Here is a 17,116-nt window from a genome sequence, read left to right on the forward strand (position 1 = left end):
TATGGAAGAATAACAAAAGGCCTTCTCACCTGATATGATGAGAAGGCCAAAAAAGCATACGTATCTCTAAAAAAGACCATACGTATAGTATATTCCGACTTCCTTCTCAACCTCACGGGGTTGGGTTAAAGGACTGTATTATATTACTTTATTTTTAGCACTCTTCTATTAGGTTGTCAAATAAAGAGGGGATAGTTATGTGTAAAATATTTCAAAAGATATTGCATTCTTCTTGACGCCCACTTCATTATTTTCCCATAATAAAACTAACTCATATAAAAAGGAATGAATCACAGATGCTAAATTTAGTACTTATGATGATTGAACGTGTCGGACTTATTGTTATTTTAGGATTTTTACTTTCTCATATTAGAACGTTCAGGCGCCTTCTTCATAGACAAGATGGGTATGTAGATAAGCTTAAGCTTATTTGTATTTTTTCAGTGTTTACAATTGTCAGCAATTACACGGGAATTGAAATTGCGGGGAATACAATTATGAATGAAAATTGGCTACAAGGTGTTTCGTCATCTAGTACAATTGCGAATACACGTATTATGGGTGTTGGAATTAGTGGATTGCTTGGTGGTCCTATCGTCGGAATTGGAGTAGGATCGATTGCTGGTATTCACCGTTATATGCTTGGCGGGACGACAGCGCTAAGTTGTGCAATCTCTTCAATTTTAGCAGGTGTTATAACTGGGTATATTGGACACATTTTCAAAAAATATAATCGTGCAATTACGCCTAAATTTTCAGCGATTTTAAGCGTGTTTATCGTTTCTTTAGAAATGATTATGATCTTATTAATCGTAGAGGATGGAATTAGTATCGTGAAAACAATTGCGATACCAATGATCCTTGTAAATAGTTTCGGAAGTTTTATTTTACTTTCAATGATACAAGCTATTTTGCGTCAGGAAGAAAACGCGAAAGCTCTGCAAACGCATAAAGTATTACGAATTGCTGATAAGACATTACCATATTTTCGCAGGGGATTAACAGAAGAGTCTTGTAAACATGTGGCACAAATTATTCACCGCTTTACGGGAACAGATGCGGTATCCTTAACAGATACAGAGAAAATATTAGCTCACGTTGGATTGGCATCAGATCATCATATTCCTTCACACAGTTTAATAACAGGTTTATCGAAAGAGGTTTTACATACAGGGAAAATAATGAAAGCGAAATCACGTGAGGTTATTAATTGCCAACATGAAGACTGTCCTTTGCAAGCAGCTATTGTTATTCCATTAACTTCACATGAAAATACGATGGGGACATTAAAACTGTATTTCAAGAACCCTAACCAGTTAAGTCGTGTTGAAGAGGAACTTGCAGAAGGGTTAGCAAAAATATTTTCCACGCAGCTTGAGTTAGGTGAAGCAGAGTTACAAAGTAAGTTATTGCAAGATGCCGAAATAAAAGCGTTACAAGCACAAATCAATCCGCATTTTTTATTTAATGCAATTAATACCGTATCAGCTTTATGCCGAACAGATGTAGAAAAGGCAAGGAAGTTATTATTGCAGCTTAGCGTGTATTTCCGTTGTAATTTGCAAGGGGCACGTCAGTTGTTGATTCCACTAGAACAAGAATTAAACCATGTACAGGCATACCTATCACTAGAACAAGCAAGATTCCCAAATAAGTATGAAGTAAAGATGTATATTGAGGAAGAGTTAAAGACAACATTAGTACCACCATTTGTTCTTCAACTGTTGGTTGAAAATGCGTTGCGACATGCTTTTCCGAAGAAACAGCCAGTATGCGAAGTAGAAGTGCATGTTTTTGAAAAAGGGGGCATGGTTCACTTCGAAGTAAAAGATAATGGACAAGGAATTGAGGAAGAACGCTTAGAACAATTAGGAAAAATGGTAGTGTCGTCAAAGAAAGGGACTGGAACAGCTTTATATAATATTAATGAACGACTTATCGGGTTATTTGGGAAAGAGACAATGCTTCAAATTGAAAGTGAATTAAATGAGGGGACAGAGATTACTTTTGTTATTCCTAAAAAAATAGGGGAGGAAGAACGGAGTGTTAAAAGTATTAGTAGTTGACGATGAAATGTTAGCACGTGATGAATTGAAGTATTTATTAGAGCAAACGAAAGAAGTAGAGATAATTGGTGAGGCAGATTGTGTAGAGGATGCATTAGAGGAATTAATGAAAAACAAACCAGATATTGTTTTCCTAGACATTCAGCTATCTGATGATAACGGATTTGAAATCGCAAATATATTAAAGAAGATGAAAAATCCCCCTGCAATTGTGTTTGCTACTGCCTATGATCAATATGCGCTGCAAGCATTTGAAGTAGACGCGTTAGACTACATTTTAAAACCATTTGATGAAGAACGTATCGTACAGACATTAAAGAAATATAAAAAGCAAAAACAAATAAAATTAGAAACAAATCAAGAGGTAAAGAGTGTAGACGTAACGACCGAGATGCATAAATTAGCATTACCAATTGAGGAATCGATTGTACTTGTGAATATTGAAGATATTATATATGTAGGACTTGTGGATGGAAAAGTGACAGTAAAAACAATGAGAGAAACGTATGTAACACACGATACACTTGTAATTTTGGAAAAGAAGTTGCCACAAGCAAGTTTTATGCGTGTCCATCGTAGTTTTATTGCAAATATTAATCATATTACGGAAATACAACCATGGTTCAATTCTACATATAATTTAATTATGAAAGAAGGATCAAAAGTACCTGTTAGCCGGACATATGCAAAAGAACTCAAAAAGCTACTTCGTATTTAAGAAGTAGCTTTTTGCATTTCATCTGCCTATTTTTGTAACTAATTTTGTATATTTGACGTTCCGCTATGCAAACGCTTACAGTTTTGTTTTTATCTTATACAATAAAGGTACCAAATCGAAAGAGGTGGCCAAAATGAGTACGAAAAAAGTATATAGTTTCTTATCACAAGCATTCATATTTTCAGCTATTATGTTAGTTTCTAATATTATTGCAACGCATTTACCAATTCCGATGCCTTCATCGGTGATCGGATTAGTTATTTTATTTAGCCTATTATGTTTAAAAGTTATTAAATTGGAACAAGTTGAATCACTCGGAACAGCTTTAACAGGTATTATCGGATTCCTTTTCGTTCCATCAGGTATTTCGGTTATTAATTCTCTCGGTGTAATGGGACAATATTTTGTACAAATTTTAACTGTAATTGTTGTCGCAACAATTATTTTACTCGCTGTAACAGGATTATTTGCACAATTTATTTTAGGAAAAGACGATAAAGAAATAGAAGATACGAAAGAATTGAAAGTAGTAAATAAAGGACGCAAGCACGGAAAAGTTGCGTAACCAATTTAGTATATATTGCTAGGAGGGAATGAACATGGCAAGCACAATGACTCCATATTTCGGAATCGTCGTTTCATTAATCGCATACGGAATCGGAACATTATTATTTAAGCATTCAAAAGGATTCTTCTTATTCACACCATTATTCGTAGCGATGGTATTAGGGATTGTCTTTCTAAAAGTAGGTAACTTTACTTTTGAAGAATATAATACTGGCGGAAAAATGATTAGCTTCTTCTTAGAACCAGCAACAATCGCGTTTGCAATTCCATTATATAAACAAGTGGATAAGTTAAAAAAATATTGGTGGCAAATTTTATCGGCTATCGTGGTTGGATCTATTTGCTCAGTAATTGTCGTGTTCATTGTTGCAAAAGCAATTGGTTTAGATACAGCAGTAATGAATTCAATGTTACCACAAGCAGCAACAACAGCAATTGCATTACCAATCTCTGAAAGTATTGGTGGTATACCAGCAATTACATCGTTTGCAGTTATTTTTAACGCAGTTATTGTATACGCATTAGGAGCATTATTCTTAAAAACATTTAGAGTAAAACATCCAATTGCAAAAGGTTTAGCACTTGGAACAGCAGGTCACGCATTAGGAGTGGCAGTAGGAATTGAAATGGGTGAAGTAGAGGCAGCTATGGCAAGTATTGCTGTAACAGTAGTTGGGGTTGTAACTGTAGTTGTCATACCGATGTTTATGCCATTCATTGGATAGTAAAACTTACTTAAAAAAACGAGAAAAGCAAGCTATTTGTAGGACAGATTTCTACTGATAGCTTGCTTTTTATGTTACAGTAGTGGTAAGACCTATGTTAATAAAATGTAAGTTTCCTTAAATCTTCATTAATACTGTGTAGAATACGTTTTGAATTAGGTCATTGTATTGTAAAATAAGAAGTAAGCTACTATAGGATCTGCTAAGAGAGATCTATAATAAGCTTATAAAAATCTTTATATGAATGAATAATTAAAGGTAGAGAAGAGAGAAAAAATCTACTTATTAACGTTTTACTTTATAGGACAGGAGAGAGTACTCGTCGATTATGCAAATAAAAAACCTGTTTCAAAGCAAAGGATTTCAGAGGTTTCTCGTATTAGTAATACTTGCTCTCGTGTTATACGGGCTGCAAAGTATGTTGAATTTAATTTTAATTACGTTTATTCTCACATATTTAATGGATCGATTCCAAAAGTTTATTTCTCGCAAATTAGATCATTTCATGCCCATTAACCGAAAAATTATTATAGCGTTTCTATATGTAATGTTAATTGGTGGAATTGCTATTACGCTATTTAAATATTTACCAGTATTAACGATACAAATTTCACAATTGATTTATCAATTTAACGTATTTTTAAGAAACCCACCGGATAGTGAATTAATTAAGTATGCAGTTAATGCTGTCAATCATATGGAACTTTCGAAATATGTAGGACAAGGCGTTGACATTTTGTATAAATCGATTACGAATGTTGGGAAATTTGGCCTTCAAGTGTTACTTTCTTTAATTTTAAGTTTATTTTTCTTATTGGAGAAAGCTCGGATCGTTGCTTTTACTGCAAAATTTAAAGAAAGCCGACTTGCAATTTTCTATACTGAAATTGAGTACTTCGGTAAGAAATTTGCACGTTCATTCGGAAAAGTAATCGAAGCACAATTTTTAATTGCAGTTGTTAACTGTGTTTTATCCGTTATTGCACTATGGATATTAGGATTCCCACAATTATTAGGTTTAGCGTTAATGATCTTCTTACTCGGTTTAATTCCAGTAGCTGGGGTTATCATTTCGTTATTCCCGCTTTGTATGATTGCTTACAATATTGGCGGTATTATGTACGTTGTTTATATTTTAATTATCGTAACAGTAATTCATGCGCTTGAAAGTTACGTGTTAAATCCGAAGTTCATGTCGCAAAAAACAAACTTACCGATCTTCTATACATTTATGGTATTAATCTTCTCAGAACACTTCTTAGGTGTATGGGGATTAATTATCGGTATTCCAATCTTCATTTTCTTATTAGATGTCTTAGATGTGACAAGTGATGAAATGGAGAATGAAGCCAAAAAAATAAGATGAAGTAAAGAAAAAGCATCGATGTTCGATGCTTTTTCTTTTATAACATGATGTTTTTTATGCCATACTGTAAGCAGAAGATAGAATAGGGGTGAAATAATGGCTGTAAATGAAAAGGTAGAGTTAGCTACATTTGCTGGAGGGTGCTTCTGGTGTATGGTTTCGCCATTTGAAGAGATGGAAGGAATTATAAAGGTTGTTTCTGGTTATACAGGTGGTCATAAAGAGAGTCCAACATATAAAGAAGTATGTTCAGAAACGACGGGACATTATGAGGCAGTACAAATTACATTTGATGCAAATAAAATGCCGTATGAAGAGTTATTAAATATATATTGGAGACAAATTGATCCGACTGATATAGGAGGACAATTTCACGATCGTGGACAGTCTTACGAAACAGTAATTTTTTATCACAATGAAGAACAACATAAAAAAGCAGAGGCTTCAAAAGAAGAGCTTGCAAAGAGTGGACGCTTTTCAAAACCAATTGCTACAAAAATATTACCAGCAGCTACGTTTTATCCAGCTGAAGACTATCACCAAGGATATCATAAGAAAAATACATTCCGCTATGAGTTATACCGTAAAGGATCGGGACGAGATGCTTTTATTAAACAACATTGGCCAAAAGATAATACTCATTTAAAAGAAAAACTCAATGAGATGCAGTTTTATGTAACACAGGAAAATGGAACTGAGCCACCCTTTCAAAATGAATATTGGAATCATAAAGAAGAAGGACTTTATGTAGATATCGTCTCAGGTGAACCGCTATTTACTTCTTTAGATAAATTTGATAGCGGGTGTGGATGGCCTAGCTTTACGAAGCCAGTTATGTCAGCAAGTGTGAAAGAAAAAATGGATGTCAGTCATAATATGACGCGTACGGAAGTGAGAAGCAAAGAGGGAGATTCACATCTAGGCCATGTATTCCCGGATGGCCCAGGACCAAATGGTCTTCGTTACTGTATTAATTCCGCAGCCCTTCGATTTATCCGAAAAGAGGAATTAGAGAAAGAAGGATATGGTGATTTTCTAGTCGTATTTGGGAATAAAAAATAACCTCGCTAACTGCGAGGTTATTTTTTGTTATTTTGCTTTTTTCTTTTTGAACTTGCTTAATACTTCATAAACGATTGGAACAATAAGAAGTGTTAATAACGTTGAACTTGTTAATCCACCAATTACTGTTACACCAAGTCCTTTAGAAATTAAGCCGCTACCTTCAAATCCTAATGCAAGTGGGATAAGAGCACCGATTGTTGCAATTGCAGTCATTAAAATAGGGCGAAGGCGTGTAGCACCAGCCTCTAATAAAGCTTCACGTGTTGATAGCCCTTCATTTTCTTTATGAATAACACGGTCGATAAGCACGATTGCGTTTGTTACAACGATACCGATTAACATAAGTGCACCAATCATTGCAGAGACACTTAACGTTTCACCAGAGATTAATAAGGCAACAAGAGCTCCGATAATTGTGAATGGTAGCGAGAATAAAATTGCGAATGGTGCAAGGGCACCGCCAAATGTAACGACAAGAACGAAGTATACAATGGCAATCGCAGCTAACATCGCTAAGCCAAGTTGCTTGAATGATTCTTCAATATCTTTTGTAACACCGCCCATAGAAACATCTACACCTGAAGGAAGATCCATTTTATCTACTTCTTTTTGAACAGCGGCAGATGCTTTTGAAACGTCATCAGATGTTAGTTTTGCACTTACTTCTGCATAAACACGGCCATCGCGGTGTTTCACTGTATTCGAAGTTTCCCCTTCTTTTACAGTCATAACATCTTTCACAGCCACTTCAGTACCAAGTGGCGTTGTAATTTTACGATTTGTTAAGTCATCGATTGTTGCATAATTTTGTTTTTCAGCTTCGACATATACATTGACATCTTTACCGTCTTTTTTAATTGTTGTCAGAACAGGTCGATCATGTTGATTAGAAAGTCCCATTCCGATTTGTGCAGCTGTTAGACCCATTTTACTTAGTTTTTCCTGATCTGCGACTAAAGTGTACTCTGCATACGTTTTTGCAATACTAGAGTCAATATCCTTTAAGTCTTTATTTTTCTTCATGATATTTTGAATATCTTTGACAATAGGTTTAATGTCTTCCGAGCTATCTCCGTAAACGTATAGTTTAATTTCATTACTACCGCCACTCGCTCCGAAGTCTTGGTTTTTCCATTCGCCTTTTCCAGACATCTTCTGTAAATCTTTAACGACTTGCTCTTTTTCTTTTTCGAAGTTTTTCGTGTCGTTATCATATTGCACGAAGAACATTGCTTGATTTGATTGACCAGGACTCATTGGGTTTTCGCCACCTAATGAGAATTGAATTGTTTTGACGTCTTTATTATCTTGGAAGTGCTTCTCAGCTTTCGTTGCAATTTTTTCAACATCTTCTAACGTTTGACCTGGTTCAGGGTTGTACGTTGTAATAATCATTTTTTCTTCTTCAGATGGTAAGAAACTTACACCGATAATTGGCACAAGTGCAAGACTACCAACTAATAGAAGGACAGCAATGCTTGATGTGATGATTTTATGATTTAAAGCCCATGCAAGTATGCGTTTATACCCGTTTGCTAATTTACTTGGTTTTTCTTCATGATGTACTTCTTTTTCCCTCATGCTCTCTTTTTTAAATAAAGAGTGAGCTAACATCGGCACGATTGTAACTGCTACTAGTAACGATGCTAATAAAGCGAAGACGATAGTTAAGGCAAATGGTAAGAACATTTCACCAATCATACCTTTTACTAGTCCAAGCGGTAAGAATACAGCAATTGTTACAATGGTAGAAGACATAATTGGGATAAACATTTCCTTCGTAGCTTCACGAATTAAATCTTTTCCGCGCAGTTTCTCTTCTGATAACGACATTCGTCGGTAAATATTTTCAATAACAACAATGGAGTCATCAACAACGCGTCCAATAGCGACTGTCATTGCTCCAAGTGTCATAATATTAAGCGTAATATCCATTTGTTTTATGACTAATACAGCAATTAATAAAGAAAGTGGTATGGAAACGACAGAGATTAATGTTGTTCGGATATTTCGTAGGAACAGCATAATAATAACAATCGCAAATATAGCACCAAAAATAGCTTTGCTCAGCATTGTTTCTACTGATTTCTCAATCGGTGCACCTTGGTCGAATGTTGAAATAATCTCTAAGTCTTTATATTTTTTCTCAAGGTCTTTTACTTTATCTTTCACTGCATTTACAACATCAACAGTATTCGCGTCAGCAGCTTTCACAATTTGAATTCCAATTGCTTCTTTTCCATTTGTTCGAGAAATAGATTCTGCTTTTCCGACTTCTTTAATGTCAGCAATTTCATCTAATGTAACTGTCGGAATCCCGTTCATAGCCGCTGGATTCATTTGCGGTGTTTGTGTACCAGCTCCAGCGTTTTGACTACCTTGACCGCTCGGTGATGAAGGTATAGCTGGGATCTTTAATTCTTTTAATGCTTTCATTGTTGTAATATTTCCATCTACAACAACTGATTTTTCTGTGTCTTTAAATGTATATAAGCCAAGTGGTAAAGATACGTCCGATCCTTTAATTACATTTTTTACAGTATCTTCACTTAAACCTAATTCTTTCATCTTATCTTTCTTGAAGACAAGTTGTACTTCATCTACTTGTTGACCTGAAATTTGAACAGATGCGACCCCATCAAGTCCTTTTAATCCGGGAACAACATTTTTTTCTACATTTTCAGTTAAGGCAGCTAAAGATTCATTTTTACTTGCTACGCTTAACGAAATAACTGGAAAGGCATTGAAGTTTACACGTGAAACTTTCGGGTCTTTTACACCTTCTGGGAGTTTCACATTTGTGAGAGCTTCTTTAATTTCTGTTTCAGCCTTTTCCATATTTTTATCAAAATCATATTCTACCTGAATAGAAGATGCGTTTTGAAAAGATGATGAACTAACAACGTTTACACCACTTAAATTTTGTAGTTGCTCTTCCATCGGTTTTGAAACTTTGTCAGCTACTTCTTCTGGTGTAGCACCAGGATAAACCGTAGTTACTGTTACAACAGGTGTTGTGATATCAGGAATTGTTTCCAGCTTCATATTCAGCCCAGAATAAATACCTGCAATGGTAACAATAATGGTTAGTAGCCAAACTGCGAACTTATTTTTTAACGAGAAATTAATGATTTTGTTCATGTTTGCGCTCCCTTTGTATTGTATTGACCAACTGGTCAGTCTAATACATAATATAACTGACTGATTGGTCAGTCGTCAATGAAAAGGGATGGTATAATAAATTCATAATAAGATGCGAGATTAAATTTAGGAGAGACATGATATGAAAGAAAAAGAGCGTTTAATTATAGAGATGGCTATGAAGTTATTTGCGACTAAGGGTGTAAATGCGACATCAGTACAGGAAATTGTGACAGCTTGTGGCATATCTAAGGGAGCTTTCTATTTATACTTTAAATCGAAAGATGAGCTTTTATTAGCGACACTTCGATATTACTATGATAAGATTCAAAATAAAATGCTGGATATTGAACAAGAATCGTTATTGCCGCGTGAAAAATTTGCAAAGCAATTGCATTGTCAATTTAACGATATACAAAAGCATAAAGAATTTATTATTATGCATGCGAGGGAAAATGCTATACCTTTTAATAAAGAAGTAGAAGAGTTTATGATGAGGATGAAGTTAGAGTCTCACGCATTTTATCGGAATAGTTTATTGTCTATTTATGGTGAAAAGGTTATGCCTTATTTGTTAGATTTAGTCATTATGGTAGAAGGCATATGCCGTGGATATTTAGAACTAATCATTTTACAAGCACCAGAAATTGACTTATCTTATGTTTCTTCTTTTATTTTGAAAAGAGTAGATGATTTAGTAGATGGATTGGTAGAATCTTCGGAAGAACCTGTGTTACATGAAGAAAAGCTTGGAGAATTTCTTTGCAAATCAGAGCTTATTAAGGAGCAGGTTAAGGAACACTTTTTAAAAGAAATTATTGTTTTTAAACGCACATTAGCTGATCAACTAGAAGATGAGGAATTGCTTGTTACATTAGATGTTTTGGAGGCAGAAATGAGATTACAAAATCCAAGGATCCCGGTCATTCAAGGGATGTTATCTAATTTAGAGATATATCCAAATTTAAAAGAATTTCGTTTGAGGCTTATGGGGTATTACAATATAAAAAGGTAACAATGATGGTTTTCATTGTTACCTTTTTTATTATGCATTCACTTTTTCTTTTGTTTGTGTAGTCTCTTCTTGCTCAATATTGATAGTTTCTTTTACGATATAAATCGGACGGTTTTTACTTTCGTCATAAATACGAGCAATATACTGACCAACGATTCCAAGACCAAGTAACTGAATACCACTAAAGAATGTAATAGCAACCATAATAGATGCCCAACCTGTTTGTGTACCGGTGCCAATAATTTTTACAGTAATTGTATATAGTAAGACGATTATTGAAATAAGAACTGATAATAAGCCTAAAGTCATAACGATACGTAACGGTTTTGTTGAAAATGCAATAATGCCATCTGATGCAAATTTAATCATTTTCTTTAATGGATATTTTGTTTCACCAGCAAAGCGCTCATCGCGTTCATATTCAACATACGTTTGACGGAAGCCAACCCAAGACATCATACCGCGGATGAAGCGATTTCGTTCAGTCATTTGATTGAACACATCAGCTACTTTACGATCGATGATTCGGAAATCACCAGTATCTTTTGGGATATCGATATCAGACATGTAGTTTAAGAATTTATAGAAATATTTAGCTGTTAAAAGTTTAAACCAAGTTTCACCTTTACGTTGTTTACGTTTCGCATAAACAACTTCATATCCTTCTTCCCATTTTGCAATAAGTTCAGGAATAACTTCAGGTGGATCTTGTAAGTCTGCATCGATAATTACAATAGCATCACCTTTTGCAGCAGCAATACCAGCTGTAACGGCTATTTGGTGTCCAAAGTTACGTGCGAAATTAACGATTTTTGTACGGTAATCATTTGCTGCAATCTCAGATAAGATTTCCATTGTACGGTCTGTGCTACCGTCGTTTACAAAGACAAACTCGTAATTAATATCATTTTGAAGCATAACGGACTTTAAACGGTTATAACATTCCTGTGCTACTTCTTCCTCGAAGTACATAGGAACTACAACCGAAATTAATTTTTGCATGTTGTATCCTCCGTATTTTTAATAAGTTGTTCAAGTTTAATTAGTAGCCTTTTCGGTTTGGTTGAATGTCCAAATTTTATTAAGGACAAAGTTTATAACCATTCCGACACCAATTGCGAAGATCTGTGCAATTAATGCATTAAAAGTAAGTTTATCTACCAATATAAATAAACATAATGTATTAAAAGCCAATACAATTAAATTTACAGTTAGAAATTTAAAGAACATTGACGTGCTTTTATTATTAGGTTTAAACACCCAATTTTTATTCCAATAGTAGCTATTGGCAACACCAATTAAATAGGCAATGGTATTCGCAATAAGGTAGTTCATCCCGAATTTTAATAATATCCAAAAGCTAATAATTGTAATGAGTGTATTAAAGATCCCTACTAAACCAAACTTTAAGAGTTTCTCCATAATAGTATCCTCAACTTTATAAAATGTATAAATAAAACAGAAATGTAAAAAGGTTATTCGTACATAACAACTATCAATTATATCATAGTTTATGCTAATATGTTATATGTTTTGGGTAGATATCATTTTAGGATATAAAATAAATCTGTTCATAATAAAAATGATTATTTTAAATTGGTATACTAGGAAATATAAAAGCAAATATGGAAATCATGATAATATTAATGTATAGTAGCTGGTAGTGTAATTTTTTAGGAAATATAATGTTTTCCCATATAAATATGTTAAGGAGTGAGTTTTTTTGGAACGTTTTTCTGGATTGTTTTCAACCTTTTCTACACGTGCCATATACGGCATTTATAGCTTTTTCGTTGCAATATTAATTTTTGATTATTTTTCAGATACTCAAAAATATAATTATGTAATGATATTAGTTGGAGTTTTATTATTATGTACAATTGGAAACTTTATACTTAGCAGTGGATCGCTATACCTTGAAAGAGTAAATGAAAAAATATGTTTTTTTGTACTGCTAATTATTTGTGTAGCAGTGAAAACAGCGTGGATTCTTACATATAAGATTGATCCGATTGGTGATTATGAAGCCTTTTTTAATACGGCAAAAGCATTAGGTGACAACTTTGTTATTCATGATAGATATGTTGCATTATTTCCACATATTTTTGGGTATGCTTCATTCTTAAGTATCTTCCTGAAAATATTTGGGGCAAACTTTATGATTCCGCCAATTATTAATGTTGTTTTAACTACAATATCGATGGGATTAATATATTTTATAGCTAGAAGAATTGGTGGAGTGAGAACAGCGATAACAGCAAGTGTTTTATGGATTCTCTTGCCATCACAAACGATGTATAACATGTTTGCACTTTCAGAACCGTTGTATTGTACAATACTGTTATTAGCCTGGGCAATTATGATAATTGTTTATGATAAAATTGAAAATATAACGATTGCAAAGGTTCTTATGTATTCAATTCTAGTAGCTGCATTACTTGTATTAATAAATATGGCAAGACCAATTGCAGCAGTGCCAATTATAGCCCTAGCAATATGGATGTTTATTATAGATACAAAGCATATTGGGAATAAAAAGCTACTTATTAACAAGGTGGCATATGTAGGGGTTATCATTATTGGATACTTAATGATGTCTTCGGCGGTAAATCATTATGTAACATTACGTTTAGGTGAAGAGATAGCAACAGTGCCGGGATACAATATTCATGTAGGATTTAATAAGGGAGCTTCAGGAACATGGAATCCAGGAGATTCAGCATTACTATATCATTATAGTGGTCAACCAGGATGGAGTGCTCAGGACGTTCAAAAGCAAATGCTTGAAGAAGCGAAAAAGAGAATAAAAAACGATGATATAGATTTCGGGAAACTAATGTATGATAAATTTATTATCTTTTTAGGGAACGATGATCAAGCTGTTAAATATGCAGATCCAATTATGGATCATAAAGTACGATATACTATAATTTCTAATGTTTTCTATTACTTTTTACTAGCTACTTCACTGTTCGGGGCGTTAGTAGCTATAAAAAATAAAAATAAATCTTCACTTCTCATTATTTGTTTATACACGATTGGGCTAACAATGGCACAAATGATAGTAGAAGTAGCACCGAGATATCATTATTCGGCTACAATACCTATGATCTTTTTAGCTGCTTTTGGCATTAATCATATTTACAATAAAAAAAGGATATAAATAAAAAGGCATGAGCTCGGTATTGCATCGAGCTCATGCCTTTTTTATTTGGCCTTATCTTATATTTTTGTAGTCTTTCTTTTAGACATGAGACGATAAACTACATATAGTCCAGAACTTTGAATGATTGTAAAGCTAGGGATGATAAAGTATCGATATCTTGTTTGATATTCAATTAAGAAGTGAATCGTTATATAACCAATTATTAATAATAAAAATAGTGTGTAATGTGTGTTATTTTGCTTAGTTAATACGAGATAAAAAGTTGCTAACGTACCAAATAACATAGTTGTAATATATATATATTTATCGTATGTCTTAAGGTCTTCTTGTAAGGTAATCATATCATTCTCTGTGTTACTTAGTGTTGCCAGACTCCATACTGGGGCAGAATCATAATCTGCCCACATAATCGTGAATTTATCACTAAATAAAGATAAAACCTTTTGTGGATCAGCTAGTCGCTCTTGAATCAATTTCTTCTCAACGGCTTCTCGTTCTTTTCCAAGCTCAAAGGACATAACATATTCTACATCTGCTGAAGAATATCCACCTCTTGTTTCGTGATTAAGTCCTACGGTGAATTTCCAGAGAGGATCCCTGTTAGATAGCGGATATTGGGTAATTCCGGCAGATATAAATGAAGAACTTATAATGTAATGAACAAGGTAAAAAATGATGAAAATCCCAGACAATTTTTTTATAGAAGTTAAAATATCCTGTTTTGATTTTCCTAATATACCTTGTAAAAAGACATAAAGAGCTACTGCAATCAAAACTAAAGCGCCAAGTGGACGCATAATATCTCCTAAAGCTAGGGAGATCCCTATAAAAATCCACATATATTTATGGGTTAGGCCTTTTGTAATTAATAAATAAAACCCAAGATAAAATAGGAATGTGGCAATATGTTGATTCGTTAGTAATGAGCTCATTACAACGCTTGGGATATATAATGCATATAGTAATCCAGCCATTCTTCCAGACCATTCATTAAAAACATATGAAGTTATTTTGTAAATTAGCAAGGTTGTTCCTGTGCAATACATTATATTTAAAAGTTTTAGAAGGAAAGGCCCTTCACCGAATAAATTAATAATGAGGGCTTGGTACATTGTAAATCCAAGTTGATAAACCCATGAAGTATAATAGTCATCTTGTGCAAAACTAAAATCGCCTTTAGTAGCTTGAATAGCACTATTGTACATCACTGAAAAATCTGATTCGATAGGAGTTGGAACGTAGAGAACCCAAATTAATCGAACAGAAAAAGCTAAAACAATAAGTGAAACGGTAAATATAAATGTAGACATATATTTATTAGAAATATAGCCAATAAGCAAAAATAGAAGGCCTATTAGAATAATAATCGGGATGATAATAAAGGAATGTGTGTCAGTTTTTTCTTGAATTACGACTATTGATTGCCACGTTATAGCAGCAGAAATAATTAGACATAGTACTAATAAGCACTTTACAAAAAATATATTAAGCTTTAGGGGGAATGTACGTTGCATTACTAAAAACTCCTTATCAAACTGTATGTTTATTTTAAAACGAAATCCCTTTACACGCTAAATAGCAGTGTAAAGGGATGTTTTTTAGGGGATTAAGAATTTTCTTGGGCCCATTTCTCTACATCCCAAGTTTTTGTTATCCACTCTTCATAAAAGTCTGGTTCGTGGCATACAAGAAGAATTGTTCCTTTGTATGCTTTCATCGCTTTTTTCAACTCTTCTTTTGCTGTAACATCAAGGTGGTTTGTTGGCTCATCAAAGAGTAGCCAGTTACTTTCTTCACCCATTAGTTTACATAAACGAACTTTTGCTTGTTCGCCACCGCTTAATTGATTCAGTGGACGAGAGATATGTTCGTTTTTTAAACCGCATTTCGCTAACATTGCACGTACTTGATGCTGGTCTAAGCTAGGGAATGTATTCCAAACATCATCAATGGGTGTTATATTATCAGCTTTTACTTCTTGCTCGAAGTATGATGGGTTTAAGAAGTCACCAAGACTTGTTTTTCCGCTTAATGGTTTAATCTTACCTAAAATCGTTTTTAACAGTGTTGACTTACCGACACCATTACATCCAACAATTGCAATTTTTTCACCACGTTCAATTGTCATTGTTAATTTCGGTAATAACGGATGTGTATATCCAATCTCTACATTTTCCCCTTCGAAGACAAATCGACTACTTGCACGACTTTCTTTAAAGGAGAACTCAGGCTTAATAGCTGTTTCAGGACGATCGATACGTTCCATGCGATCAAGTTGTTTTTGACGGCTCTTTGCACGGCCTGTTGTTGAGTAACGGGCTTTATTTTTTGCAATAAAATCTTCTTGTTTTTTGATAAACTCTCGCTGCTTTTCATAAGCATTGATATGTTGATTTTTATTGATTTCTGCCAGCTCTAAGAATTTTTCATATGTTGCTGTATAACGCGTCATTTTTGTGAATTCTAGATGGAAAATAACATCGACACATTTATTCATAAATTCCGTATCATGGGAAATTAATAGGAATGCATGTGGATATTCTTTTAAATAACTTGTTAACCAATGGATATGTTCAACGTCTAAATAGTTGGTAGGCTCATCTAATAGTAATACTTCTGGTTGCTCAAGTAGTAACTTTGCAAGTAATACTTTTGTACGTTGTCCACCACTTAATGCCGCAACATCACGATCTAGACCAATTGCATCAATTCCAAGGCCGCGCGCTGCTTCTTCAATTTTAATATCTAATAAATAGAAGCCACCTGCTTCAAGGGCATCTTGAATTTCTGCCATTTGTTCAAGAAGTTCCTCTAATTCTTCTGGTGTAGCAGTTCCCATTTTTTCTGCAACTTCATTTAAAGCTTTTTCTTTTTCAAATAAAGGTAAAAATGCATCTGCTAATACGTCACGGATCGTGCGACCAGGTGTTAAAATCGTATGTTGGTCTAAGTAACCGTAATTTGTACCAGGTGTCCATTCTACACGACCTTCGTCATGGATAAGCTGACCAGTAATTATATTCATAAATGTTGATTTACCAACACCGTTTGCTCCGACTAATCCAACGTGTTCTCCTGCGAGTAAGCGCATGGATACATCTCTAAATAATGTACGATCACCAAATGTATGGCCTAATTTTTCAACAGTTAATAAGCTCATAATGTCCTCCGTTCATTTCTAAATAGTGTCTTGAATCATGATACTAAATTCTTGGATATAATGCTATCATTTCAAAAATATATAATGTAACTGACAAGCAAGGTATGCGATTACAAAAGAATGATGG

Annotated in this window: 13 protein-coding genes; 8 read left to right on the top strand and 5 right to left on the bottom strand. The window is 34.0% G+C overall.

The features are described 5' to 3' along the window. Positions 1 to 296: 296 nt before the first annotated feature. The 6 genes from lytS to msrB all read left to right on the top strand — a co-directional run bounded on the left by lytS (position 297) and on the right by msrB (position 6,504). Positions 297 to 2,066 (top strand): two-component system sensor histidine kinase LytS, encoded by a 1,770-nt coding sequence (gene lytS / locus QCI46_RS00255; RefSeq protein WP_353839351.1) that lies wholly within the window; start codon positions 297 to 299, stop codon positions 2,064 to 2,066. Further along, positions 2,044 to 2,784, top strand: a complete 741-nt coding sequence (locus QCI46_RS00260) for a LytR/AlgR family response regulator transcription factor (RefSeq protein WP_048542820.1) — start codon at positions 2,044 to 2,046, stop codon at positions 2,782 to 2,784. The genes lytS and QCI46_RS00260 overlap by 23 nt, the downstream gene beginning before the upstream one ends. A gap of 133 nt (positions 2,785 to 2,917) precedes the next feature. Beyond that, on the top strand, positions 2,918 to 3,349 hold the full coding sequence (lrgA, locus tag QCI46_RS00265) for an antiholin-like murein hydrolase modulator LrgA (RefSeq protein WP_000104908.1): 432 nt from the start codon (positions 2,918 to 2,920) through the stop codon (positions 3,347 to 3,349). A gap of 34 nt (positions 3,350 to 3,383) precedes the next feature. Continuing rightward, positions 3,384 to 4,076 carry an antiholin-like protein LrgB gene (gene lrgB / locus QCI46_RS00270; protein ID WP_000168869.1) on the top strand — a complete coding sequence of 231 codons (693 nt, stop codon included), beginning with the start codon at positions 3,384 to 3,386 and terminating at the stop codon, positions 4,074 to 4,076. 328 nt (positions 4,077 to 4,404) lie between these two features. Next, a complete protein-coding gene (locus QCI46_RS00275; protein ID WP_098145791.1) occupies positions 4,405 to 5,442 on the top strand; it encodes an AI-2E family transporter in 1,038 nt (345 codons plus the stop codon). Between the two features lie 96 nt (positions 5,443 to 5,538). Continuing rightward, positions 5,539 to 6,504 (top strand): peptide-methionine (R)-S-oxide reductase MsrB, encoded by a 966-nt coding sequence (gene msrB, locus QCI46_RS00280; RefSeq protein ID WP_098653639.1) that lies wholly within the window; start codon positions 5,539 to 5,541, stop codon positions 6,502 to 6,504. A gap of 27 nt (positions 6,505 to 6,531) precedes the next feature. On the opposite strand, the gene QCI46_RS00285 is transcribed toward msrB, so the two are convergent. After that, a complete protein-coding gene (locus tag QCI46_RS00285; RefSeq protein ID WP_088065073.1) occupies positions 6,532 to 9,648 on the bottom strand; it encodes an efflux RND transporter permease subunit in 3,117 nt (1,038 codons plus the stop codon). A 142-nt stretch (positions 9,649 to 9,790) separates the two neighbouring features. On the opposite strand from QCI46_RS00285, the gene QCI46_RS00290 reads away from it, so the two are divergent. Continuing rightward, positions 9,791 to 10,663: a TetR/AcrR family transcriptional regulator gene (locus tag QCI46_RS00290; protein ID WP_327958543.1), complete on the top strand. Its 873-nt coding sequence runs from the start codon at positions 9,791 to 9,793 to the stop codon at positions 10,661 to 10,663. A 30-nt stretch (positions 10,664 to 10,693) separates the two neighbouring features. On the opposite strand, the gene QCI46_RS00295 is transcribed toward QCI46_RS00290, so the two are convergent. Further along, positions 10,694 to 11,665, bottom strand: coding sequence for a glycosyltransferase family 2 protein (locus tag QCI46_RS00295; RefSeq protein ID WP_001170707.1), 972 nt, complete (start codon positions 11,663 to 11,665; stop codon positions 10,694 to 10,696). A gap of 36 nt (positions 11,666 to 11,701) precedes the next feature. Beyond that, on the bottom strand, positions 11,702 to 12,085 hold the full coding sequence (locus QCI46_RS00300; protein WP_000413281.1) for a GtrA family protein: 384 nt from the start codon (positions 12,083 to 12,085) through the stop codon (positions 11,702 to 11,704). 301 nt (positions 12,086 to 12,386) lie between these two features. Here QCI46_RS00300 and QCI46_RS00305 point away from each other — a divergent pair, with 301 nt between their 5' ends. Then, positions 12,387 to 13,826, top strand: coding sequence for a glycosyltransferase family 39 protein (locus tag QCI46_RS00305; protein ID WP_088065071.1), 1,440 nt, complete (start codon positions 12,387 to 12,389; stop codon positions 13,824 to 13,826). A 59-nt stretch (positions 13,827 to 13,885) separates the two neighbouring features. On the opposite strand, the gene QCI46_RS00310 is transcribed toward QCI46_RS00305, so the two are convergent. Both QCI46_RS00310 and QCI46_RS00315 read right to left on the bottom strand, forming a co-directional pair. Beyond that, positions 13,886 to 15,343 carry an ArnT family glycosyltransferase gene (locus tag QCI46_RS00310; RefSeq protein ID WP_353839352.1) on the bottom strand — a complete coding sequence of 486 codons (1,458 nt, stop codon included), beginning with the start codon at positions 15,341 to 15,343 and terminating at the stop codon, positions 13,886 to 13,888. A 92-nt stretch (positions 15,344 to 15,435) separates the two neighbouring features. Next, the gene (locus tag QCI46_RS00315) at positions 15,436 to 16,989 is read right to left on the bottom strand and encodes an ABC-F family ATP-binding cassette domain-containing protein (protein ID WP_087981892.1); all 1,554 of its coding nucleotides are present in this window, start codon (positions 16,987 to 16,989) and stop codon (positions 15,436 to 15,438) included. Between the last annotated feature and the right edge of the window lie 127 nt (positions 16,990 to 17,116).

Source organism: Bacillus cereus group sp. RP32 (assembly GCF_040459735.1).
Taxonomy (GTDB): domain Bacteria; phylum Bacillota; class Bacilli; order Bacillales; family Bacillaceae_G; genus Bacillus_A; species Bacillus_A wiedmannii.